Annotated in this window: 27 protein-coding genes; 20 read left to right on the top strand and 7 right to left on the bottom strand. The window is 45.6% G+C overall.

Annotated elements, in window-relative coordinates; genetic code table 11:
• Positions 1-120 precede the first annotated feature (120 nt).
• The 3 genes from M1D71_RS07665 (at position 121) to M1D71_RS07675 (ending at position 3,249) form a co-directional block, all read left to right on the top strand.
• Positions 121-654 carry an NUDIX domain-containing protein gene (locus M1D71_RS07665; protein WP_458125950.1) on the top strand — a complete coding sequence of 178 codons (534 nt, stop codon included), beginning with the start codon at positions 121-123 and terminating at the stop codon, positions 652-654.
• Between the two features lie 59 nt (positions 655-713).
• Positions 714-1,292 (top strand): hypothetical protein, encoded by a 579-nt coding sequence (locus tag M1D71_RS07670; protein ID WP_458125951.1) that lies wholly within the window; start codon positions 714-716, stop codon positions 1,290-1,292.
• Positions 1,293-1,461: 169 nt separating this feature from the next.
• The gene (locus M1D71_RS07675) at positions 1,462-3,249 is read left to right on the top strand and encodes a cellulase family glycosylhydrolase (RefSeq protein ID WP_458125952.1); all 1,788 of its coding nucleotides are present in this window, start codon (positions 1,462-1,464) and stop codon (positions 3,247-3,249) included.
• Between the two features lie 143 nt (positions 3,250-3,392).
• Here M1D71_RS07675 and M1D71_RS07680 read toward each other — a convergent pair whose 3' ends face one another.
• Positions 3,393-4,553: a glycosyltransferase family 4 protein gene (locus M1D71_RS07680; RefSeq protein WP_458125953.1), complete on the bottom strand. Its 1,161-nt coding sequence runs from the start codon at positions 4,551-4,553 to the stop codon at positions 3,393-3,395.
• Between the two features lie 209 nt (positions 4,554-4,762).
• On the opposite strand from M1D71_RS07680, the gene M1D71_RS07685 reads away from it, so the two are divergent.
• Together M1D71_RS07685 and M1D71_RS07690 are read left to right on the top strand one after the other, a co-directional pair.
• Positions 4,763-5,332 carry a DMP19 family protein gene (locus tag M1D71_RS07685; RefSeq protein ID WP_458125954.1) on the top strand — a complete coding sequence of 190 codons (570 nt, stop codon included), beginning with the start codon at positions 4,763-4,765 and terminating at the stop codon, positions 5,330-5,332.
• A 64-nt stretch (positions 5,333-5,396) separates the two neighbouring features.
• Positions 5,397-5,681: a hypothetical protein gene (locus M1D71_RS07690; RefSeq protein WP_458125955.1), complete on the top strand. Its 285-nt coding sequence runs from the start codon at positions 5,397-5,399 to the stop codon at positions 5,679-5,681.
• 91 nt (positions 5,682-5,772) lie between these two features.
• On the opposite strand, the gene M1D71_RS07695 is transcribed toward M1D71_RS07690, so the two are convergent.
• Both M1D71_RS07695 and M1D71_RS07700 read right to left on the bottom strand, forming a co-directional pair.
• Positions 5,773-7,137 carry a hydroxysqualene dehydroxylase gene (locus M1D71_RS07695; protein ID WP_458125956.1) on the bottom strand — a complete coding sequence of 455 codons (1,365 nt, stop codon included), beginning with the start codon at positions 7,135-7,137 and terminating at the stop codon, positions 5,773-5,775.
• Between the two features lie 139 nt (positions 7,138-7,276).
• Entirely contained in the window at positions 7,277-8,050 is a 774-nt protein-coding gene (locus M1D71_RS07700; RefSeq protein WP_458125957.1) for a sporulation protein, read from the bottom strand.
• Positions 8,051-8,275: 225 nt separating this feature from the next.
• Between M1D71_RS07700 and M1D71_RS07705 the strand changes: the two genes are divergently transcribed.
• From M1D71_RS07705 to M1D71_RS07755, 11 genes are all read left to right on the top strand, one after another.
• Complete coding sequence (locus tag M1D71_RS07705; protein ID WP_458125958.1) at positions 8,276-8,716, top strand: cupin domain-containing protein; 441 nt, start codon at positions 8,276-8,278, stop codon at positions 8,714-8,716.
• A gap of 14 nt (positions 8,717-8,730) precedes the next feature.
• Entirely contained in the window at positions 8,731-9,288 is a 558-nt protein-coding gene (locus M1D71_RS07710) for a GNAT family N-acetyltransferase (RefSeq protein WP_458127197.1), read from the top strand.
• Between the two features lie 29 nt (positions 9,289-9,317).
• A complete protein-coding gene (locus M1D71_RS07715) occupies positions 9,318-9,842 on the top strand; it encodes a YfiT family bacillithiol transferase (RefSeq protein WP_458125959.1) in 525 nt (174 codons plus the stop codon).
• Positions 9,843-9,879: 37 nt separating this feature from the next.
• On the top strand, positions 9,880-10,383 hold the full coding sequence (locus tag M1D71_RS07720; protein ID WP_458125960.1) for an N-acetyltransferase family protein: 504 nt from the start codon (positions 9,880-9,882) through the stop codon (positions 10,381-10,383).
• 135 nt (positions 10,384-10,518) lie between these two features.
• Positions 10,519-10,902: a VOC family protein gene (locus tag M1D71_RS07725; protein WP_458125961.1), complete on the top strand. Its 384-nt coding sequence runs from the start codon at positions 10,519-10,521 to the stop codon at positions 10,900-10,902.
• Positions 10,903-11,123: 221 nt separating this feature from the next.
• Entirely contained in the window at positions 11,124-11,843 is a 720-nt protein-coding gene (locus tag M1D71_RS07730; protein ID WP_458125962.1) for a class I SAM-dependent methyltransferase, read from the top strand.
• Positions 11,844-11,893: 50 nt separating this feature from the next.
• On the top strand, positions 11,894-12,658 hold the full coding sequence (locus tag M1D71_RS07735) for an SDR family NAD(P)-dependent oxidoreductase (RefSeq protein ID WP_458125963.1): 765 nt from the start codon (positions 11,894-11,896) through the stop codon (positions 12,656-12,658).
• A 155-nt stretch (positions 12,659-12,813) separates the two neighbouring features.
• Positions 12,814-13,503 (top strand): winged helix-turn-helix domain-containing protein, encoded by a 690-nt coding sequence (locus M1D71_RS07740; RefSeq protein WP_458125964.1) that lies wholly within the window; start codon positions 12,814-12,816, stop codon positions 13,501-13,503.
• A complete protein-coding gene (locus tag M1D71_RS07745; RefSeq protein WP_458125965.1) occupies positions 13,500-14,504 on the top strand; it encodes a sensor histidine kinase in 1,005 nt (334 codons plus the stop codon). Before M1D71_RS07740 ends, M1D71_RS07745 begins: the two co-directional genes overlap by 4 nt.
• A gap of 116 nt (positions 14,505-14,620) precedes the next feature.
• Positions 14,621-15,376, top strand: a complete 756-nt coding sequence (locus M1D71_RS07750) for an ABC transporter ATP-binding protein (RefSeq protein ID WP_458125966.1) — start codon at positions 14,621-14,623, stop codon at positions 15,374-15,376.
• Positions 15,373-17,298, top strand: coding sequence for an FtsX-like permease family protein (locus M1D71_RS07755; protein WP_458125967.1), 1,926 nt, complete (start codon positions 15,373-15,375; stop codon positions 17,296-17,298). Before M1D71_RS07750 ends, M1D71_RS07755 begins: the two co-directional genes overlap by 4 nt.
• Before the next feature lie 86 nt (positions 17,299-17,384).
• On the opposite strand, the gene M1D71_RS07760 is transcribed toward M1D71_RS07755, so the two are convergent.
• Entirely contained in the window at positions 17,385-17,885 is a 501-nt protein-coding gene (locus M1D71_RS07760; RefSeq protein ID WP_458125968.1) for an SRPBCC family protein, read from the bottom strand.
• 211 nt (positions 17,886-18,096) lie between these two features.
• Here M1D71_RS07760 and M1D71_RS07765 point away from each other — a divergent pair, with 211 nt between their 5' ends.
• Genes M1D71_RS07765 through M1D71_RS07780 form a run of 4 tightly spaced genes read left to right on the top strand, consistent with a single transcriptional unit; the run spans position 18,097 to position 20,098 of the window.
• Positions 18,097-18,642 (top strand): ClbS/DfsB family four-helix bundle protein, encoded by a 546-nt coding sequence (locus M1D71_RS07765; protein ID WP_458125969.1) that lies wholly within the window; start codon positions 18,097-18,099, stop codon positions 18,640-18,642.
• Entirely contained in the window at positions 18,642-19,172 is a 531-nt protein-coding gene (gene pgsA / locus M1D71_RS07770) for a CDP-diacylglycerol--glycerol-3-phosphate 3-phosphatidyltransferase (RefSeq protein WP_458125970.1), read from the top strand. The genes M1D71_RS07765 and pgsA overlap by 1 nt, the downstream gene beginning before the upstream one ends.
• Before the next feature lie 14 nt (positions 19,173-19,186).
• On the top strand, positions 19,187-19,612 hold the full coding sequence (locus tag M1D71_RS07775) for a GNAT family N-acetyltransferase (protein WP_458125971.1): 426 nt from the start codon (positions 19,187-19,189) through the stop codon (positions 19,610-19,612).
• Positions 19,613-19,660: 48 nt separating this feature from the next.
• On the top strand, positions 19,661-20,098 hold the full coding sequence (locus M1D71_RS07780; protein ID WP_458125972.1) for a GNAT family N-acetyltransferase: 438 nt from the start codon (positions 19,661-19,663) through the stop codon (positions 20,096-20,098).
• Between the two features lie 144 nt (positions 20,099-20,242).
• Here M1D71_RS07780 and M1D71_RS07785 read toward each other — a convergent pair whose 3' ends face one another.
• Genes M1D71_RS07785 through M1D71_RS07795 form a run of 3 tightly spaced genes read right to left on the bottom strand, consistent with a single transcriptional unit; the run spans position 20,243 to position 22,494 of the window.
• Positions 20,243-21,700, bottom strand: a complete 1,458-nt coding sequence (locus M1D71_RS07785) for an erythromycin esterase family protein (protein WP_458125973.1) — start codon at positions 21,698-21,700, stop codon at positions 20,243-20,245.
• Positions 21,701-21,760: 60 nt separating this feature from the next.
• Positions 21,761-21,964, bottom strand: a complete 204-nt coding sequence (locus tag M1D71_RS07790) for a helix-turn-helix transcriptional regulator (protein ID WP_175399435.1) — start codon at positions 21,962-21,964, stop codon at positions 21,761-21,763.
• Positions 21,965-21,987: 23 nt separating this feature from the next.
• Positions 21,988-22,494, bottom strand: a complete 507-nt coding sequence (locus M1D71_RS07795; protein WP_458125974.1) for a DUF6773 family protein — start codon at positions 22,492-22,494, stop codon at positions 21,988-21,990.
• Positions 22,495-22,510: the final 16 nt, after the last annotated feature.

The following is a 22,510-nucleotide window of genomic DNA, read 5'->3' on the forward strand; positions in this document are numbered from 1 at the left end:
TCCTGGGGGATAACAGCGATCGGAAGGTTGTTCTGTCATCGGGGTGACCAGTGTTAATATTCTTTAGTTCAGTATATAGAAAAAGATTCTTATAATCACAGTTTGGAAAGCGAGGTACATATGGAAATTAGACAGATGGCTACAGCATTTTTGAGCAATGGCTCAGACATGCTAATGATGAAGAAGGCGGGTAGCAGATTGTTTGATTTTGAATTCTGGGGTGGCATTGGCGGACATTTGGAACAAGGGGAACTGAACACACCCATGACCGCCAGCTATCGGGAGATTGAAGAAGAGACCGGATTCAAGCAAGCGGATGTCGAACATTTTCGGCTTCAATATATTCTGTTAGAGGTTAGCGGTGGTGAGATTTGGCAGCAGTTTGTATATTTCGGAGAGACGAGGCATCGACATTTTGTGACCTCGGATGAAGGGGAGCTATTCTGGATACCGCTGGATGAGGTGCTGGATTTGCATGCGTCCATTCTGATCAAAGCGACGCTCAGGCACTATCTACAGCATCCGGGAAACGAACAAATCTGGATTGGTAACGCCCAGAACGGAACAGGTCTAAAGGGCACTCCACAGGTAATATGGAACAGAATGCAAGAAACGATATCATTTGAGCCAAGGAATGTCCCACAAATTCTCTAGATTTTACATGAATATATGATTGTAAATAGTATGCGTCTTCATTGGAGGAGGGCTCTACGATGAATTCCCAACCTCAGCGACCGAAAAGCCAACTATTCAGAGGAATAGCACTGCTGATACCAACCATCCTGCTCTTATTTGTACTATTCCAACTGTTCCCTTATACAGGAATCGTGGTCATAGTCGTGTTTCCTATCATTCTTTTGATGAATGCAGCCCTGATCTATGCCATATTGAAAAAAGCAGATAAGAATCACGCTCGTATAACCAAGCGGAGATATGCACTAACCCTATCGCTGACGATGTGTCTGGTAATCGCACTCTTTCCCCAATCATCGGGGGCGCATATTGTGGTCCAGGCCACAGATGGCTTTAATGCTATACAGCATTTGGATGACATCACCGTAGATGATCTGAAGTTGAAGAAGGACAAGAGTGGCTATGTTATCGGAGATTCGAGTGAGAGATATGTTGCAGCCTTATATAAGTTTCAACAGGAAATTCCTATGGATGGGTCATTTCACATCTATGAGAGAGACGGTAATCCAAAGTTTGATCCAGTGATTACTGAATTGGGGCAGATTCCCGATAAATTGTCGGGTTTTCATAAAGTCATGTGGTGGGTCTTGGAGCTATAAAATATTTTAAAATAATCTAAATAATACCAACATTTTCTGACATTTTATAGTATATTAAGAGTGTTCAGGAGGTGAGTGATGAGATAATCCATGTCGTTGATCTGTTTGGCTTCTATGTGTCTACATACCGTGTGAATAGCTTAACCCATCCCAAGAAGGAGGTTTTGTTATGAAGCGTATTGGAAACATGTTTCGGCGTGCAATGCTGTTCTCTCTGTCATTAATGCTGGTGTCTATCGCGTATTCACCTCATCCAGCTTCAGCTGCAAGCGGGCCTGTCAAAGGATTTCATGTAAGCGGTACCAAATTATTGGATGCTACAGGTACACCTTTTGTCATGCGTGGGGTGAATCATGCCCATACCTGGTTTAAGAATGATCTGCAAGCGGCCATTCCGGCCATTGCCGCCACAGGTTCCAACACCGTGCGTATCGTATTGTCCAATGGAAGTCGCTGGACGGCAGATTCACTGGCCGATGTGGAGCAGATCCTCGCGCTGTGTGACCAGTATCAATTAACCGTTATGCTGGAAGTACATGATGCCACCGGGTCGGACAGTATTGCGGAACTGCGGAAAGCTTCGGATTATTTTATCAGCATCAAGGATGCCCTGATTGGCAAGGAAGATCGCGTGATCGTGAACATTGCGAATGAATGGTACGGTTCATGGGAAACCGCAGTATGGGCGGATGGATATCAACAAGTGATTCCTGAACTCCGTCAGGCGGGCATCAAGAATACGCTTGTCGTAGATACCGCAGGTTGGGGTCAATACCCGACAGCGATTTTCAATCGTGGATTGGATGTATTTAACGCGGACCCACTGGCAAATACCATCTTCTCCATTCATATGTATGAATATGCAGGTGGCGATGCGGCAACGGTCAAAAGCAACATTGATCATGCACTGGCCATCGGCGTACCTGTCATTGTAGGCGAATTTGGATTCAAGCACACCAGTGGTGATGTGGATGAAGCGACGATCTTGAGCTACGCACAGCATAAGGGAGTCGGCTGGTTGGCCTGGTCCTGGTATGGTAACGGTGGCGGTGTAGAATACCTTGATCTGAACAACGGTCCAGCAGGTTCACTGACCGATTGGGGACAGACGGTGGTCAATGGACCCAATGGTACGCTGGCAACCTCTGCATTAAACACGATCTATACAACCCCTGGATATCAGCCGGTGCCAGATAACGGTGGTGGGGGAGTCATCACGATCCCGGCTGCACCGACAGGTGTAACAGCTACGCCGGGGAATGGACAAGTAACGCTGAACTGGAGCGAATCTACCGGGGCGACGAGTTATATTGTACAGCGTGCGACAACGAGTGGAGGAACATATACGGATGTAGCCACGAATGTGAGCGGCACGACCTACACCAATACGTCTTTGACGAATGGAACCACGTACTATTACAAAATCAAAGCCGTGAATAGCGCGGGCACCAGCCCAAGCTCGGTACAGGTGAGTGCGACACCGCAGGCGGGTACAACCACGCCAACGTCGAATCTGGTTCTACAATATCGTGCGGCAGATACCGATGCAACGAACAATCATATCAAACCCTATTTTAATATCAAAAACAATGGTACATCCGCTGTTAACCTGAGTGGTCTCAAGATCCGTTATTACTTCACGAAAGACGGCTCCGAGGGGTTGAATACGGTCATCGATTGGGCACAGATCGGAGCAGCCAACATGACGACTAATATTGGAAGTGTTACGGGCACGAATGCAGATACCTATGTTGAGATTGGTTTCACTTCGGGTGCAGGGTCTCTGCCAGCAGGAGATCAGACGGGAGACATCCAGCTGCGTATCCACAAGGATAATTGGGGCAATTTTAACGAAAATAATGACTATTCCTTCCGTCCAACGCAAACTACCTATGACGTGTGGAACAGGGTAACCCTGCATCAGAATGGTACACTGATTTCCGGGGTCACACCTTAACGCTCATTGTATACGCTATTCAGGCTGACCGTAGCAAAGTATACATGCTGCGGCAGCCTGAACAGGGCGAACCGTTTTAACTTTACAGAGGGCAGAGGTGGTTATTATGGGTTGAGATGTAGGAAGAAACTGATTCCATCAGACTACGCTGTAATAATTCGATCTTTCGTTCGTCTGTTCCGATGTTCGATAGCCTCCTCATAATCCCCGATCAGTGTATCAAAAATATGCTCCCACGACCGCTGCTCAGCAAGCTTTCTGCCTTCCAATCCCATCATTCTCAATTGGTTCTCGTGATCTCCCCAGAGACATATCTCCCGAATCAGTGCATCAGCCTGACCTGGCTCGAACAACACACCATTACGGTGGTGAGATACCAAATCCTTTACACCCCCGGCATTGGCTGCCACTACAGGAAGTCCTGAAGCCATCGCTTCCAACACCACATTTCCAAATGTCTCCGTAGAGGAAGGAAACACAAAGAGATCTGCCGAAGCATATATAACAGCAAGTTCTTCGCCATGCATATATCCTGTAAAGGTGACATTCGGTGGGGATTGCAGACGCATTTTGGGGAGAGATGGGCCGTCGCCAACAATAATCCAGTGTACACGGGACTGCATTTCCTGTGGCAATTGCTGCATGGTAGTCGTGAGCGTAGCGATATCTTTTTCCGGGGCAATGCGTCCAACGTAGAGTAGAATAAGGGGAGCGGTGATCTGATATTTTTCACGGATATCCGAGCTGCGTTTATCAGGAGAGTACAAGTTGCAATCAATCCCGCGGGACCAAAGCTTCAGACGCTGAATGCCTTGGGCACGCAGTGTGTTTAACGTTTCCTGCGATGGAGTTAGTGTAGCATCACAGGCCCGGTGGAACCATTGGATATATTTCCAGTAGAGAGGAATTATGCTTTTCAACCGGTAGTATTCGAGATAACGATCGAAGTGGGTATGGTAGGAGACAACATGAGGAAGATGATGCTTGAGCGCATACCTTAGGCCAAGCAGCCCCATATTAAAAGGCGTAGCGATATGCAGCAGATCGGGCTGAAAGGCTTGTAGCTGTTTGTAAGTGTTTGCCCTGTTGGGTAGAGCAATGCGGCATTCGGGATACAGAAAAAAAGGAATGTTGGCAACCGATCTGACTTGAGTCTCATGGCTTCCTTCAATGACGGAGTTCGGAGTAAACAGCAGATGTTCAATTCTTCTGAGGTTCAGATGGTTACTCAAGCGGTGGAGCGTGCCAGCAACACCATTGGTTTCCGGAAGATAGGTGTCTGTGAACAAGGCCAGGCGCATCATTACCCCTCCCAAGACTCGTGATGTCAAGATCATAACAGCGGAACATTTTCCAGAGGTAAAGTGCACGTTAACTTGACGATATTCCCTGTAAAATGACTTCAGCATGAACATATAAACTTCCATGAGTTCAACTTATATAACATATTCTGATATGATGTAATAACGTGTCGGCGTATATATAGCCAGAGAGATACAGGAGGCAGAGAAAGATGAACAAGCTACAAGAAGAACTGCAGGAATTGTTACCACTCGATCAGCTTGAAGAGATGTCGGGTGAAGAAGTGGTGGGGAGTATTGCCATGGACCTATATCGAGCTGAATTTGCGACGATTCGAGAGAGCGGGCCGGAACTTCCACAAGTACTGCAAGATACCATTCTAATCATCGATTTGGATACTGAACTGTCCATGAACGGTATGACCGGTTTCCTTGAGAATACCAGCGGACAGTATCTGGTTGAGACAAGAGCAGCGATGGAGCGGATCGGGAATGATGCAGATGCCGTGATCTTGAAAAAGATCGAGCAGATGTTGTCCGAAAACGGGGTAACGCACGGACAATTACGAGATAATGTGAATGGTCTGTCTGAAGACGATATCACGACAAGCCTGCAAACACACGGGGAACAGATTCATGAGGTATTGCAGCAGATTGAACTGGAAGCCGCGAATTTGAGCATGCAATCGGATAACGAAGAAAGCTTCGACTTGCTGTATCAATATGTGGATGAAAATAAAGATCGTCTAAAACAGGAGATGAAGCACATCTTGTCTAATTAAATGGAAAGAGACTTCGTATAAAGACATCCTTCCTAACCATAATTGAGGAGGCAAAATGACGAGCATGAACAAACGATTAGCGATGGAATCCGTTCTGGTTACCCTGTTATTCATCATTGGTTATGCAGCTTGGAATGTCGTTCAAGGCATGATCATGACTATGAATTACGTACCTGATCTGACGAATACCGCTTCTTCCGATACTCCATTGCAATCCAAGGTTGCTTTTGGAACTATTGTTCGATGGGATTCTTCCATGATAATCGTTGGCATAGGCGCAGTTATCCTGTTTGCAACTGCTTATTATGTTATCCGCTCACAATTCCAGAAGCGGAAGCAGCGCTCCTAGTCGATAATAATCTCGTAACACATATTTCTTTATACACTAAAAAGAGCCCTTATTGTCAGATCACTGATAATAGGGCTGCTTTTCGTTAGCCTCATATATTAAGAATGCCGGCCGCGGCCTTCTGACCAGATATCACAGCACCTTCCATTGTGGTGAACATGGGCTGTTTAGTGTAATCCCCAGCCAGGTATAACCCTTGAATTGGAGTCACTTGTTCGGGTCGCTTGGACTCATTGCCTGGTGAAATCCGATAAAAGTTCTCTTTTCCCCGAACGATCCGGTAATCCGTTACTGAAGACACACCTTCGGCAAGTCCGATATCGACCAACCCTTGTTTGGTACGCTCCCATACTTCCTCATCGGACAGATCAATGAGTTCGTCGGGATTAACCAGAATGATTGAAGCTCTTCCAGGCCGCCCGCGAAACGTTGTTCGGGATTGCTCCCCAAATGAACCGATGTCGGTACCTGGCCCAAAGGTTGTACGGTCCTCGGGAAGGAGTGGCAGCTCTGATTCGAACTGTGCTGTAACGTGTGGCATGGCATCCAGACTCAAAAAGGGTTGAAACCATTCATGTTCACTGAAATGCTCTTCAAGTAATTGTTGGGAACGCCGGATATTGGTAGCTACAACAACACGTGTAGCGGAGAGCTGTTCACCATCTTCTAGTTCCACACCTTTCAAACCCTCCGAATCATAGAGCAGTCGGGTTACTGGGGCATTGATTCGTACTTGTCCTCCTTTTTGCTCGATGGCAGCAGCCAGAGGCGCACACATGACATCCGTCATACCACCAGTAAAGGCACCAATCCGCATTTTATGAATCCGTGGAATACCCGGCAGAAACAGTCCAAAGAAGGCATACGCAGAATATTTTTCAAGTGGCATGAAAAAAATGCCTGAAGATAACGGTTCAACGATTCGTTGCAGAGCCTGTTTGTTTACCCCGTGCTGATTTGCAAAATCAAGCACCGATACTGCATCAAGTTCCTCGGGACTGGATACACACTCCTTGAAGCCAGCAGCTAAAAAGGGAATAAGTGAGGCCTTGTCGGCTGGCGTGATGAAATTATTATTTCCCAGCACACCTGATAGTGTTTTAAGTGGAGCATGAATAACATCGAGTCCAAATTCACCATGCTCATCGGCATCAGGGTGACGAACCTCCATCGTGGTTTCCCATACCAACATACCATCTGGGTCGATGCCAGCACGTTCAAGCAAATCTGGCAGGGCTTTGTAGTATCCAATGAATTTGTGGAACCCGGATTCCACCTCCATTCCCCGCTCATTCCAGTTCCCTGTGCGCCCGCCTACATAGGGGGCAGCTTCGAGAACGAGTACAGACTTTCCCTGTTCTACAAGTTCAAAGGCACAACTCAAACCGGCGAGCCCTGCACCAATAACAATGATTTGATCTTCGTTTATTTCAGAATTGTTGGGTTGTGAAGACAAGCGAATTCCCTCCTTTTTATCTAATATACCCACTAATTCCTGCCTACAAGCTTCTATGCATGATTGAGATCGAGTTATCGTAGTACAAAAACAGCTCTTTGACACGGATGTGCCAAAGAGCTGTTGGTACAGATGACAATCAGATATGTTTGGAAATGACTTCTTCCAGACCTTGAGCGACAGAATGTGCCCCCCGCTCCAGATGTCTTTCATACAGATGCATACGCACGAAACTTTCATCCATACCCATCGCTTCCGAGAACATTCCACTGAGTCCGCGAGCGCGGCGGTCAATCTGTAATAGCAACTCCAGTGAATCGCCCATCGGATAGAACATGACTTCCAGTTCATCCAGCTGCCCACGGAATTTGTTGGTTGGCACATATTCGAATTCCTGAACAAATGGCAGATTGCCGCCTAGTTTCGGCGCATAGTCGTTGGTCACTTCACGCAGTTTGAAGCCGAGGATCTCAATCGCATCCAGTACGGTGTTCATATCTTTGGTAGGTACGACATGCAGTCTGTCCCGGTCTGAAGGGTCCACGGCGCTTGAGATATCGAGGCCCGTTTCTACCCACACCTCTGCACGATGTAGCGTAATAGGCAGGTTTTCTGGCAGGTCAAATGAGAATGACTTCTCCAATTTGGCTCCAGGCTGTAATGTAAAACCTTCGGTGAGCAAATATTTGGCTATAACGGCTGTTTCTTTTACTTTGCGATCATCGCGCTCCCGTATGTAATGGGTTTTGATTGAAAGGTAGATTCGATCTACGTTTTGTTCCACATCTCCACCTTCAATGTACACGGTCCCCGAGATGATTCCTCCAGGGGTGACTTCTGATGTATGCAATTCTGTATTTACTTTGGCTGCTCCAACACCTATACTGGCTAACATTTTCTTGAAAAATGACATGCGCTCAACCTCCAGATCAGATGGTTTACTATTTGGGGATAAATACGACTTCGACCTTAATACGGAAACTGGAAGAGAAGCGTTTCAAATTTTAGTGAAGATATATCGCGAATTAAAACAGGAGAATCGACTTGTCTATGTCGAATGTTTTGGATGAAGGAATTTTTTGTCAGGAGGACCTCTAGACACAAGTATATTTGGCAGGCCGTAAGGAGCTGAGCGCGATTGAATACAGAACCTTCAGAACAGAAAACTGGTGAGACTGGTGTCAAAACCAGCTTTGAACAGATGGCGAACGGGGAACAGAAATATAAAATGATAGCCGAGGATGGCAGTTATTATTGCAGAACGGTTGCCTCGTCCCAGGGAGCTTGGCAGAACAGTCATGTACACGTCAATGTAACGGAGTTTTATATGGTGCAATCCGGATGGATTGCTTATGCCAGGTATGGAGACGATCAGATGCTTTCCATTCGAGTGATGCGTGAAGGAGAGCATATCGTTGTCCAGCCGGGAGTTCATCATAATATATATATGTCTGCCAATAGTGTCATTCATACGATCAAGCATGGAACAAATACCTCCAGTGACTGGACAGCATCACCTGAGTTGGATAGGTTAACTCAATCTTTAACGGAGAAGGAATTATTTCAAAAGTATGGTTAAGGAGTATGCAAATGATGAATGTATATGAATCGAATGAAATCACCGTACGACTCTTGAAGATTGAAGATGGACATCATCTGGAGAATTGGCTGTCTGATCCGGAAGTCCTTCAATACTATGAAGGACGTGATCGGCCGCATGATCTGGATATGGTAAGAGAACATTTTTACACTCAGGATGATGATGCTACCCGGTGTATCGTTGAGTACGGAGGAAATCCGATTGGATACATTCAGTTCTATGAGCTTGAGGATGAAGAACGATCGGAGTATGGTTATGGAGACACGGATGAGATCATCTATGGAACGGACCAGTTTATTGGTGAGGTAGACTACTGGAATAAAGGGATTGGAACACAGTTGATGCAGTCCATGCTGGCTTATCTAATTAATCAAAAGAAAGCCAGTAAAGTGGTTATGGACCCTCAGGCTTGGAATTTGCGAGCGATATCCTGTTATGAGAAATGTGGTTTCCAAAGGATCAAACTGTTGGAGAAGCATGAGCAGCATGAAGGACAGATGAGAGATTGCTGGCTAATGGAATATACTTCCTCTAAGCAGCTTAAGTTATAGTGAATAACACACACAAGGAGGAATGATGGATGGATGAAAGATTTCCGATAGGACCATTTGTACACACAGGCGAGGTTACGTCTGCACAGAGAGAGCAGTGGATTCAGGACATTGCTGAGTTGTCTGAACGCGCCCGAGAAGCGGTTAAAGGACTGAGTGAAGAGCAATTAAGTCTGCCGTACCGAGAAGGTGGATGGATGCTCAAACAGGTCATTCACCACATGGCAGACAGCCACATGAACAGTATGATTCGTTTCAAGCTGGCACTGACAGAGGATACACCTACGATTCGGCCTTATTATGAAGAGCGTTGGGCTGAATTGAGTGATTCAAGAGACCTGGATATCGAATTCTCGCTGCAAATTCTGGATGCGCTGCATCGTCGCTGGGTGTTTCTGTTAAACGCGTTGACAGATGCAGATTATGCCAAACAATTCTATCATCCCTCATCGCAAGAAACGACGAGACTGGATTACAATCTGGGCATGTATGCTTGGCATGGCAAACACCATGTTGCCCACATCACATCGCTTAGAGAAAAACTAGGGATATAAAGAATCAACAAACCTGTTGTGAGGGGAGAGTGCCGTGATGATTATACAGACACGCCTCTTGAATGAGAATGATCCACTTGTAATCTCGCAGGCTTTTCAAGCGCAGGGATGGCAGAAATCTGCCGAGCAGTATCTTCATTACCTGACTGAACAGCAGAATGGGAAACGTGTGACCTTGGTTGCGGAGTTGAATGGAGAATTTGCCGGATACGTTAATGTATTATGGGTATCACATTATCCAGCGTTCAGGGAACAAGGCATTCCCGAAATCAACGATTTCAATGTGCTGATGAAGTATCAACGTCAAGGTATTGGTTCGCGGCTTATGGACCGAGCAGAGGAAGTTATTCTGGAACGAACGGATGTAGCAGGCATTGGTGTAGGTGTGTTTTCTGATTATGGCAAAGCGCAAATTTTATATGCCCATCGCGGATACATACCAGACGGCCACGGTGTTCACAAGCACGATCATTACATTCAGCCGGGTGAAGAAACAATAATAGACGATGATGTTGTACTATATCTGACGAAGAAGTTATAAGCCGTTCATGTAGCGTAAGTGTGCATACAAAAAAAGATGATGAAAAAGCCATCCTGCATGTTATACTCTATTGGAATTTGAGGAATGGACAAGCAGGATGTTGGGAGATTACTTGAATAGAGGAGTGAACGATGCATGTTTAGCAAAGTCGGTCAGATTATGTTGTATGTCAACAATCAAGATGAAGCACTGGCATTTTGGACGGAAGTTGCGGGATTCCATATTGTGGATGAAGTAAACCTGGATGAAGGCATGAGATGGATCGAGATTGCGCCTGCCCCGGATTCGCAGACGAGCATTATTCTTCATGACAAAGAATTCGTGGAGCGGATGTCGGCGGGTGTCAATCTGGGCACACCTTCGTTAATGTTCTTCACTGAAAATCTGGATCAATTATATGCCGACTTGTCTGGTAAACATGTAACGGTGGGAGAGATTGTCGAGATGCCAACCGGACGTGTCTTCAACTTTGCCGATAACGAAGGGAATTACTTCGCTGTCCTGGAACGGGCAAAGTAAATTACAACTGAAAACAGATACTATTTCAAGCGATCGACATCCCATGTCGGTCGTTTTTTTATTGAGAACATACCTGTATTTATGAGTGAAAAAGCACAAGAGAAATAGAGAACTACTGGGTAAAAATGTTATAATAGAGTGTGGCTGATTTAATGAAAGTTACGAGAAATGATTAGTCATAAATGAAGATTGGGATGGAAAGTTAAAGGAGGAATGTGGTTGTGGATAAGACGATTAAAAGTGTGCAGGATCTATATGATATGCTCGATGCGGACTTCAGATCGGCCAAGCAGTTTTGGGAACCTTTCTATGAGGATCGGAACAGACCTATTCCCTTTTTTCCAAACAAACCGGATGAGAACCTGGTAACGCATGTGAACGCAGGTTTGTTACGTGGCGGCAAGGCACTGGAACTGGGTTGTGGGCCGGGCAGAAATGCGTTGTATCTAACCCGCCAAGGATATCAGGTTGATGCTTATGATCTTTCGGAGACAGCTATTGCCTGGGCTAAGGAGAGAGCGGCAGAAGAGCAGCTGGACGTGAATTTTGAATGTCGATCTGTGTTCGAACTGGCCCCGGAGCAAGAATATGATCTTGTCTACGACTCGGGGTGTCTGCACCATCTGCTACCACATCAGCGCATTCCCTACATAGAGATGATCCACGATGCACTCCGGCCTGGAGGATACTTTGGAATGACTTGTTTCGCTCCGGGTTTTGGTGATATTGGTGGGCCGGAGATCGTTATGAATGATTGGCAGGTGTATCAAGAGAAGTCGATGCGAGGTGGTCTGGCGTTCACGGAGGAGAAGCTACGTTACATGTTGGAAGATGGCTTCGAATGTGTGGAGTTCCGTGCAATGAGGGCGATGGAGCAGCATGAACCGTATTTTGGTGTACCGTTTCTATGGGCTACGTTGTGGAGAAAGAAAGATTCGTAAGCCTATTTGGAGATATGATCGATTGAAAATAGAGGAGGCGTGGTATCGGAATGGGAACAGGAACAGGAAGAAGACACTTTATCATTACAGGTACATCGAAAGGAATCGGTCTACAGCTTGCAGAGTTGTTATTAGCCAGGGGTGACTGGGTCTACGGTATTTCACGCGGGAGCTCCGATCTGTTGGAATCAAGCGAGGAATGGAGCGGGCGTTACCGCCATGTTCAGTACGATCTTGCCGACCTGACCGGGATTGACGATTTGATTACACGCATATTGGACCAAATACCTTCTCAGGAAGCTGAATTCATTGGACTCATTAATAATGCAGCGATGCTGGAGCCATTAAGACCTATAGATCAATGCAGTGCGGCAGAGATAAGTCAGAGTCTCAACATCAGTCTCGCAGCCCCAATGATATTGAGTTCCTCTTTTATTCAACACACGAATCACCTGTCCGCTAGACGTAAAATTGTTAATCTCTCTTCAGGTTCAGGAAGTTATCCCGCGCCTTCCATGACAGTGTACTGTACATCCAAGGCAGGCATGAACATGTTCACCCAATGTGTATCCTTGGAGCAAACGGGAAAGCTGAACCCTGTAGAGATGATTGCTTTTGATCCGGGCATGGTCGACACGGAGTTACAGGCTGTTGCACGCGGAAAGAATGCAGAGGAATTTGCGCTATCCGGGCTATTCAGTCAGGTATATGAGGCAGGCCAATTAAGATCGCCACAAGATGTAGCGAAGCAGTTGATCGAACGGATCGACGAACACAGTGATGCAAGCCATGTTATACACTCCACCGAGAGTTAATATCGTATACGTAGTTTTGCTCGTTTTCTTGTGAATTTCCCTGTACACTGGTAACAGCGATCGGAAGAACGATTCGTAACGGTAACGGTCACCCGTAATAACGGAGTCTAATGACTTTTTCAACCTTAGAAGATCAGAAACGTAGGTGAAGTCTCTTGTTTAAAATTATGCTCATTGAAGACGATGAATCGTTATTCAGTGAAATCAAGGAACGTTTGTCCCAATGGTCGTATGATGTGTATGGCGTGCAGGACTTTGGCAAGGTATTGCAGGAGTACAGCGTGATTCAGCCGCAATTGGTCATTATTGATATTCAGTTGCCTCAATATGACGGATTTCATTGGTGCCGGATTATTCGTTCGCACTCCAATGTGCCGATTATTTTTTTGTCCTCACGGGATCATCCTGCGGATATGGTCATGTCCATGCATTTGGGTGCAGACGATTTTATCCAGAAGCCTTTTCACTTCGATGTATTGATTGCCAAGATCCAAGCGACTTTGCGGAGGGTGTACAACTATAATACAGAGCATACTGAACTCCGAACCTGGCGCGGTGCTGCTATTGAATATGTGAAAAATTCGTTGACCTGCGGGGATGAATCTGTCCTGTTGACCAAAAATGAGATGTTCATCCTTAAAGTGCTGGTCGAGCACAAAAATCAGATTGTTACCCGTGAAGATCTCATCCGGAGCTTGTGGGATCATGAGCATTTTGTGAGTGACAACACGCTGACGGTTAACGTTAATCGATTACGGAAGAAGCTTGAACCTATTGGATTGGACGGTTACATTGAAACCAAAGTAGGTCAGGGCTACATGGCAACGGAAGAGGCGGAAGCATGATCGGCAAGTACATACGAGAAAAGGCTAGTTGGTTAGGGCTACTGGTAAGCATGCAGCTTATTATCTTATTTGTGGCCTACATGGACTCGTCCATTCCATTCAGATCTGTGATGTATATCGTAGTACTCAACGTGGTGGCATGCCTTGTTTTTATCTGGGCGAGATACCCGAAAGAGTCCCGTTTCTATAAAAAGTTAAATACCTGGGATCATACCTATGATCTTGGGGAGCTTGATATCGCCGAGAGTCCGTATGAACTTATCGTACACGAGGCCATTACCTCCCAGACGCAGCGTTATCGTAAGGAGTCATCACATCATTTTATCGCTCTGGAACAGGAGAAGGATGAGATGTTATCCTGGATTCATGAGGTGAAGACACCCCTGACTGCGCTGCAACTCATGATCGAGCGTTTGCCAGATGACAAGTTACAGAGCCAAATGACATATGAATGGCTACGAATCCATCAGTTGCTGGATCAGCAGCTTCACCAGAAGCGGATTCCATTTATGCACAATGACTTGTTCATCGAAGTGACGGAACTTGAACCGGTGCTGAAGGGCGAGATTCGAGCCCTGAGATCGTGGTGCATTTCCAAAGGCATTGGTTTTGATGTCTCGCTCACGGTTACTCGCGTGCTGACAGACAGCAAATGGTTAGGATTTATTATCCGGCAGTTGCTGAGCAATGCGGTGAAATATAGTGATTCATCGGATATCGTCATTGAAAGTCGGGAGCAAGATGGGCACAGTATACTGATGATTCAGGATCACGGAAGAGGGATTGAGGCTCAAGATCTGCCACGTATATTTGATAAAGGATTTACGTCCACCCGAGGCAGAATGGATGGGGCGGCTACCGGGATGGGGCTGTATTTGGTTCGTCAGGTGGTCCAGACGCTTCATATGAGCATTCATGTAAAATCTTCTCCTGGAGAGGGCACAACCGTCACACTTACTTTTCCACGAAAAAACGACATGGTGCATCTTGCAGGCGTGTGACAACAATGTCACATGCTTTTTGGTTTTGTTCGGTGAATCGCACGATAACACTGCACATCCCGATTATGATATAGACATGAGCATTTTGCAGAAGATCAAAGAGGAGTGAGTGGGATATGTGGATACTGGAAGCCAAAAAAATTCATAAAGTCTACGGTAATAAATTAAATAAACAGGAAGTGCTGAGGGGGATTGATCTCGGGGTAAGCAAGGGAGAGTTTGTCGGTATTATGGGGCCTTCGGGTTCAGGCAAAACGACGCTGCTTAATGTACTTTCCTCCATCGATCGGGTGAGCCAGGGCACGATTGATATTGAGGGCAAGGAATTTACCGGAATGAAGGAGAAACAATTGGCTGAGTTCCGCAAGCATCATCTGGGCTTTATTTTTCAGGAATACAATCTGCTGGATACGCTAACGGTGAAGGAAAATGTATTATTGCCGCTCTCGATCACGAACATTCCAAAGCAGGAGGCACACCGGAAGTTTGAACAGATTGCCCGGGAATTGGGAATCTACGAACTGAAAGACAAGTATCCATCTGAGATTTCTGGGGGTCAGAAGCAGCGGACTTCGGCAGCACGAGCATTTGTTCACGAGCCGAGTATCATTTTTGCGGATGAGCCGACAGGAGCGCTGGATTCCAAGTCCGCTTCGGATCTACTCGGCAAGTTAAGTGATATGAACAGTGCACGAAAGGCGACCATTATTATGGTTACCCATGATCCGGTTGCCGCAAGTTATTGCAGCAGAGTGATCTTCATTCGTGATGGTCAGATCTACACCCAACTGAATAAAGGAGACGAGTCCCGGCAATCGTTCTTCAACGACATTATCAAAACCCAGGGCGTGTTGGGTGGTGTGCAACAATGAGCTTGAGTTATATCATCTTCCGTAATCTCAGGAAAAATCTGAAGAATTATTATCTATATGTATTTGCGCTCGTGTTCAGTGTGGCCTTATATTTTTCCTTTGTGACGTTACAGTATGACCCTTCCATGGATGAGGTAGCTGCTTCAACGAAAGGGGCTGCGGCCATAGGCGCATCTTCGGTACTGTTAATCGTCATTGTCGGCATCTTCTTGCTCTATGCCAATACGATCTTTATCAAGCGGCGCAGCAAAGAAATTGGATTATTTCAATTGATCGGACTGACGAAGGGCAGAATTTTTGGCATTTTGAGTGCGGAGAACAGTATTCTCTATTTTGGCTCCATGGTCATCGGTGTGTTGGTTGGGTTCCTTGCGTCCAAGCTGGTATTGATGATATTGTTCAAAATTCTCGGTGTGGACGCGATTACGAAACTGTACTTCTCTCCCATGGCACTGATGCAAACGGTGATTGTCTTTACGATGATGTATCTGCTCATCATGCTGATGAACTACACCTTTATCAAGAGACAGAGTATTCTCTCGCTCTTTCGGGTGTCGGCCACTTCGGAACAGCAGGTGCAGAAGATGTCTCTCGGACAGATGATTATTGGCGTCTTGGGCATTGCCCTGATTGTGTATGGATACTTCCTGTCTGCACGGTTATTCAGTGGTGAGGCAATGGATATGCAGCAATTGATGTATACGATGATCTTGATTCTGTTCTCGGTCATACTGGGGACATACCTGTTCTATAAGGGCTCGGTAAGTTTTATCTTTAATCTGATCCGCAAAAGCAAAAACGGCTATCTTACCATTCATGAGGTGTTGTCTTTATCTTCAATTATGTTCCGCATGAAGTCCAATGCATTGCTGCTCACGATTATTACAACCGTGTCGGCGCTTGCTATTGGCATGTTGTCACTCAGTTACATTTCGTATTATTCGGCAGAGGCGCAGGCCAAGGAAAGCTTGCCGGAGGATTTTTCTTTTGCCCAGGCAGATGTGAAAAGTCGCTTTGTAGCGGAGTTGGATAACAAACAAATTCCATATGAAGAGAAGCATAGACAGCCCATTTACATTGAAATTGATGCTCAAGCAGTGATGGATGAGTCCATGACGGAACAATACCTGTTCAGTAGTGTAGTCAGTGACAATATGGTAGATAACATCGATCTGCAACCAAGTGAAGTGGTCTTCATGGGATACGGAAATGCCATTCAGCAGTTGATTTCCATTCAGGAGACAGGTCCAATCGTCTTGCATGGGTTGAAGCGAACGCTGGACCAACAACTGATCGGAACCACCAAACAGGGGGTACTTCCTTCGTACTATACTGGGGGCACGCCAGTTGCGGTTGTGGATGAAATGGTATACCAGCAGCTGCGACAGGATATCGATCCCGAGCTGCAGAAACCCGAGCGGGTTGACTACTATGGTGTGCGTATACTGAACGAGGGGCAGGCTGAAGAGGCGTATGCCGTATATAAGAAGCTGGAGTTGGAAGCGCCGAGCTTCTCCCAGATTGAGTTGAAAAATAACCAACGTAACAATATGGGACTGATTATGTTCATTGTTGGTTTCCTTGGTTTAACATTCTTAATCACATCGGGGTGTATCCTGTACTTTAAGCAAATGAATGAGAGTGAAGAGGAGAAGGGCAATTATACCATTCTGCGAAAGCTCGGATTTACGCAAGGTAATTTGTTACGTGGCATTCAGATCAAGCAGTTGTTTAACTTCGGTATTCCGCTTGTGGTGGGGTTGAGTCATAGTTATTTTGCCGTGAAATCAGGTTGGTTCTTTTTCGGTACGGAGCTGGCGACACCTACGGTCATTGTCATGATGGTCTATACATTGTTATATTCGATCTTTGGTCTGTTGTCTGTGTGGTACTATAAGCGGGTGATTAAGGAAGCCTTGTAGAATTGGGTTCAGGAGTATGCTGATATAGCAAAATAGGTTGAGTAATGGGCAGCTGTAATGTATACAGACTGCCCTTTTTTTGCTTTCTACTCGGCTGGGTAGTTGATTTCACCCGTTTCGAGCAGTTGTTTTAAACCTTCAAACATCAGATGCCAGCCCTGCTCAGAACCGGTGTTGTATTCAAGGATTGCTTTTTCAATATCGTCTTCACTCCAGCCTTCTTCATGGGTAACGATAATATGTTGTGTGAATGTCATTTCGGAACTCTCCCCATGAGAAGTGACTTGAACGGTGATCGTATCTACGGTATCGCTAAATTGTGGCATTTCGAATGTAAGCACCAATCGGTTAGGCGGATCAATCTCCAGGTATTCTCCGATAGCTCTGTAATCTTTCCCCTCACGATGGTCCACGATTTCCCAAGTACCGCCAACTTTCGGTTCGTTCTGTATCACTTTATTTGTCGTTTCGCTCGTGAACAGCCACTTCTTCATGAGCTTAGGATTCAGCCAAGCGTCAAACACCTGATTCGCAGGTGCATCAAAAGAACGTTTCATCGTTAATAGGGTTGTCGATATGTTATTCATGATCATCATCCTTTGCTAATTCTTCACTCTTCATTTACCTTGCTCAATCTTACAGATAAGTATAATGGAATTAGTCACTTTGTTTAAAGGATATCTGGAAAATGAATATAGCTTCGTGAAAAAAAGGATGATTATGGAATCAAGTCGAAATGATGATAGAGTCCAAGAATCTGATTCATGTATAACGGTGAAACGAGGGGAGTGAAGTAGCGTGCCTGGAGTTCTTTATGCATCGAAGAATGAGTTAAGTGAGACGATTCGACGCACCTATGTATTGTTTGAGGGTGAATTCAATGACATCCATAATAGCGACAAAGATAAGTGGGTTGAAGGTGTGGATAAGACCCCTGCGCAGATGATCGCCTACCAGTTGGGATGGATGAACCTGGTGATGGATTGGGAGCGAAATGAACAGTCGGGACATGAATGTCATATGCCGGCACCAGGATATAAATGGAACCAATTGGGGCCGTTAAATGAATCATTTTACGAAAGGTATTCAGGCTATACACTGGAGGAGCTGCGCTCTTTGTTTCAAGAGACAGAACAACAATGGCAAAACTGGATTGACTCCCTGAGTGAAGAGGAATTATTTGAACAAGGGATGAGACAGTGGACGGGTACAAAGCCCGGGTGGGCTATGGTGAAGTGGATCCAGATTAATTCCGTAGCTCCGTTTAAATCCTTTCGGACCCGAATACGTAAATGGAAAAAAGGTCAGTTAGCCAACATGGATGTGAGGAGTGGAGATATCTAATGAATCTGGCAAATAAAATCACGTTGGCTAGAATCGCGTTGATTCCATTGTTTATGATCTGTTTCCTCAATCAGCCAAGCGTGATGATTGCACTAATAATATTTGCAGTAGCGGCAGGTACGGATAAATTGGATGGATATGTGGCGAGAAAATATAATCAGATCACGAATCTGGGAAAGCTGCTTGATCCACTGGCGGATAAACTGTTGATTGCGGTAGCACTGGTCATGATGGTTCAGGAGAATATGATCAGTTCATGGATCGCTGTAATCATTATTGGACGTGAAATTATCATTACAGCGTTACGAATGATAGCGACAGAGCAGGGCATTGCTCTTGCAGCCGATCGGTATGGAAAAATCAAAATGGTGCTTCAGGTGGCAGCCATCATTGCCATTTTGTTGAACAATGTTCCGTTTAGTTTGCTGACTGAGGTGCGGGTGGACGTGGCATTATTATGGGTTGCAGCAGGAGTTACTCTCTTATCGGGGATGAATTATATTATCGTAAATTATAAACTACTGAGATAAAAGGAGTGTAGGAGATGTTTAAAGGGAATATAACTCCAAGTACGGCGCAAGATTCGGAATATGTTCGCCAGCAATTAGTCGCATTCAATTCGACCCATGTGAGTGAGGAATTAAGGAATCGGTACGAAGAATTGAATTTTAATATCAAAAATGAGGCTGGAGAAATTGTCGCAGGAGTGCTCAGTACACTTTGCTGGAACTGGGTGGAACTTGATATTCTCTGGGTAGATTCTGATCAGCGGCATCGGGGCTACGGCTCCCAATTGTTACATGAGGTCGAACGTCTTGCGCGTGAGAAGGACTGTGATTTTGTCATGTTGAATACGTTCTCTTACCAGGCACCAGAATTCTACAAGAAGCACGGATACCAATTGATCACAACGATAGAGAATGCACCAAGAGGGCATCATCATTACTATTTCAAGAAGGACCTCACTTAAGATAGAAATAGAATACCAAATAAAGAGAGAATGTCAGGGGGACAGGTTATGGTTACGATCAAGGCCATTGAACTACAGGATTTGTCGGCTTTAAGCAAACTGTATCATGAGTTAATCGGAACGCCTTCGAACGAGCAGCAGATGCAGAAGATGTTTGATTACATACAGCAGAATGGTCATTATCATGTTCTGGGTGCATTTTACAATGGCGAACTGATCGGGTCCGTTATGGGGATTGAATGTATGGATCTGGTAGGCCAATGCAAACCGTTCATGGTTGTGGAGAATGTCATTGTATCGGATCAGGTGCGCAGACAGGGGATTGGTCAGAAGCTTATGCTCCAGATTGAGCGGATTGCGAGAGATCTTGGGTGTGAATACATGATTCTGGTGTCTGGCGATCAGCGTAAGGAAGCGCATATTTTCTATGAGAAACTCGGTTTCAAGGATGAGAAGGTTCAGGGGTACCGGAAGCATCCTAATTGACCATTCTTTCTGTTTCCGTGACCGAAAACAGCGATTGTTATTAGCTAACACATCGACGTGGAGTTATGGTGCAGTCGACCAAGGTAAACAGAGACACGTGAGTTGGAAAACAAAAAAAGAGAGCTGGCAGCTCTCTTTTTGTATTTATTCCTTGCTTTGTTCTTTGGAACCGGATGAGGATGATCGGATATATTGCGGTGGATGAACATCATCAATCATTAAAATGCCGTCATACTGATCGCGTGGGACAAAACTCTCAGGGATCATGCCCCAGCTGTATGCAAATCGTGGTTCGAACATCCATGAGTTACCTGTTTCCCTGTTCTGATACCGCAGGTCCAAGAAACTGTAGGGTGTATTCGTTGCTGACATAATGCCTTCAATGGAACCGGGTTCTGCTGGCTCAACGGTATGAAGTCCGCCGGTATTATCGGCTGTTTGACCGCTGGGTGCATATAATCCCAGAACATAACTTGACTTTTTCATTTCTTCCGAAAGTTTTTCTCCCATCATGGTTATGGGATAGGGCGAACCCATGACTTCGCTATGCGCTTTTCGTATGTGATCATTATGCCCCCATATAATAAATTTTTCGTTTGGATACACTTCGGTAGCGAGCCACATGAGATTATCATGCATCGCCTGATCACGCCACTCCATTGAATCAAAAAACGACTCATATTTGCCTTCATTCATTTCAGCCATTGCACGGATCGAAAGATCGACATATTCCATCGCTACACGAATTCGATCATTGAGGCTTCGCTCCAGCAGCATGGAAAGTTTCGGTTGATCCGGGTATTCTTTTTGCAGATAGGTCTGGTTCGCTTCGGATTTCAGGGATTGAATGACATCTTTGTATACCTTGATGATTTCATTTTTCTCAGCGCGGTAGGCTTTCAGATCCGTTCCGGCGGAGAATTCGGACAGCTTTTGTTCAGTTTGTGCAAGGCGCTTGGCGAGCTTTTTATCCTTCAGCCAGTTACCGTCCAACAACGGGAATTGCAGCTGCATGTCGAAACCGGTCAGGATCAGAGGCTGTTCGGTTTGTGCGTTTGTTTTGAGATAATCGAATAAGGGCGTGATTTCCTTGGACCACCAGACGCCGAAGATGGAGTTTTTCATCGTTTGCTCCGGAGTTTGCTGTTTAATCGTGGCATTAGCCAGTGATGTGTTGGAGAGACCGCTTTCAAAGGCAAGAACGTTGTATCCCATTTCCTGATGCAAAAACTGGATCAGCCGGGTCTTCACCAGATTAAATTCGGCAACCCCATGGGAGCTCTCACCCAGAAATACAATTCGCTTGTCATGCAATAGAGGCTTCAGCATATTCAGATCCGAAAAGGAATCGGGCTCCTGACCTGTCTTCACAGGCTGGATGCTGTCCAATCGATACGCGTGATCTTTAGCCCATTCGTTCCACTCCCCAATTTTCTCATCCGACGTTTTCGCGGATTGCACTTGGGTTACCTGACCCTGTATGGTCTCCATGGCGGATGATACTGCAGCACCTGCATGCCCTGTTGGATAGAGCAAACTCGCCAGTATGGCTGTAGTCAGTGCAAGTACAGCACCCGTTTTTCTTTTCCTGAAATAAATCAAAATAATGCCTCCTTCATCATGTAGGTGATAATAAATGATTTAGTATTGTAACCATCCGGCTTATGTCTGCTCTTCGTCCCAGAACAGGTCATTCAGTGTTCTTGAGAGCGCCTTGCATATGGCAATACATAAGCTGAGGGACGGGTTATACTTTCCGAGTTCTATGAGACCGATAGTTTGCCTCGAAACACCAACGATCCGCGCCAGATCGTCCTGTGATAGATCCTTTTCTACCCGGGCGACTTTCAATCGTATATTTTTCATGCCCATTCACCCTTGTATCCTTTCTATGAATCCCACTGATCTTCACGAGCGGCTTTTTGACTCGCCTTGTTTGCGAAGTGATGAACGATGACATTGAATCCCGCAAAGAACGGAATGTAAAGCAGCAGTGAAATAATAAAAACGAGGAAGAAAAACCACCACTTCTCATTCGCCGTTTCGGCAAACAAAACGGAACTTCGTATGCCCAGGAACAAGGCCATTGAGATACCAATAATTAGACCCGTAATTATGTTGCGCAGGCTATATGAAATTTTGCTCGTCTGGTCATGGACCTCAACTTCATCCGAATAAATGCCCAGCATGACGGAACGAACCCCGAAATAGATACTTCCTGCGAGAAGGACGATCACTTCCGTCAGCATGGAGTAAGTTTCCCAACTGAGAAAGCTTTTGATCAGGATGGAGATGCCGCAGATCCACATGATTAAAGTGTAAGCTTCCTTGTACACCTTGTTTTTCAGATTGACGATACGCTCATCCTGATTTCCGTTTTTTTTAAACCATTTCATGATTGACCTCTCCTTC

The sequence above is a fragment of the Paenibacillus sp. Z3-2 genome, assembly GCF_054161325.1.

Coding starts and splice junctions, on each gene's coding strand:
- M1D71_RS07665 (WP_458125950.1), top strand. CDS start 121: ATGGAAATTAGACAGATGGCTACAGCATTTTTGAGCAATGGCTCAGAC.
- M1D71_RS07670 (WP_458125951.1), top strand. CDS start 714: ATGAATTCCCAACCTCAGCGACCGAAAAGCCAACTATTCAGAGGAATA.
- M1D71_RS07675 (WP_458125952.1), top strand. CDS start 1,462: ATGAAGCGTATTGGAAACATGTTTCGGCGTGCAATGCTGTTCTCTCTG.
- M1D71_RS07680 (WP_458125953.1), bottom strand. CDS start 4,553: ATGATGCGCCTGGCCTTGTTCACAGACACCTATCTTCCGGAAACCAAT.
- M1D71_RS07685 (WP_458125954.1), top strand. CDS start 4,763: ATGAACAAGCTACAAGAAGAACTGCAGGAATTGTTACCACTCGATCAG.
- M1D71_RS07690 (WP_458125955.1), top strand. CDS start 5,397: ATGAACAAACGATTAGCGATGGAATCCGTTCTGGTTACCCTGTTATTC.
- M1D71_RS07700 (WP_458125957.1), bottom strand. CDS start 8,050: ATGTCATTTTTCAAGAAAATGTTAGCCAGTATAGGTGTTGGAGCAGCC.
- M1D71_RS07710 (WP_458127197.1), top strand. CDS start 8,731: ATGAATGTATATGAATCGAATGAAATCACCGTACGACTCTTGAAGATT.
- M1D71_RS07715 (WP_458125959.1), top strand. CDS start 9,318: ATGGATGAAAGATTTCCGATAGGACCATTTGTACACACAGGCGAGGTT.
- M1D71_RS07720 (WP_458125960.1), top strand. CDS start 9,880: ATGATTATACAGACACGCCTCTTGAATGAGAATGATCCACTTGTAATC.
- M1D71_RS07725 (WP_458125961.1), top strand. CDS start 10,519: ATGTTTAGCAAAGTCGGTCAGATTATGTTGTATGTCAACAATCAAGAT.
- M1D71_RS07735 (WP_458125963.1), top strand. CDS start 11,894: ATGGGAACAGGAACAGGAAGAAGACACTTTATCATTACAGGTACATCG.
- M1D71_RS07745 (WP_458125965.1), top strand. CDS start 13,500: ATGATCGGCAAGTACATACGAGAAAAGGCTAGTTGGTTAGGGCTACTG.
- M1D71_RS07750 (WP_458125966.1), top strand. CDS start 14,621: ATGTGGATACTGGAAGCCAAAAAAATTCATAAAGTCTACGGTAATAAA.
- M1D71_RS07755 (WP_458125967.1), top strand. CDS start 15,373: ATGAGCTTGAGTTATATCATCTTCCGTAATCTCAGGAAAAATCTGAAG.
- M1D71_RS07760 (WP_458125968.1), bottom strand. CDS start 17,885: ATGAATAACATATCGACAACCCTATTAACGATGAAACGTTCTTTTGAT.
- pgsA (WP_458125970.1), top strand. CDS start 18,642: ATGAATCTGGCAAATAAAATCACGTTGGCTAGAATCGCGTTGATTCCA.
- M1D71_RS07775 (WP_458125971.1), top strand. CDS start 19,187: ATGTTTAAAGGGAATATAACTCCAAGTACGGCGCAAGATTCGGAATAT.
- M1D71_RS07780 (WP_458125972.1), top strand. CDS start 19,661: ATGGTTACGATCAAGGCCATTGAACTACAGGATTTGTCGGCTTTAAGC.
- M1D71_RS07790 (WP_175399435.1), bottom strand. CDS start 21,964: ATGAAAAATATACGATTGAAAGTCGCCCGGGTAGAAAAGGATCTATCA.
- M1D71_RS07795 (WP_458125974.1), bottom strand. CDS start 22,494: ATGAAATGGTTTAAAAAAAACGGAAATCAGGATGAGCGTATCGTCAAT.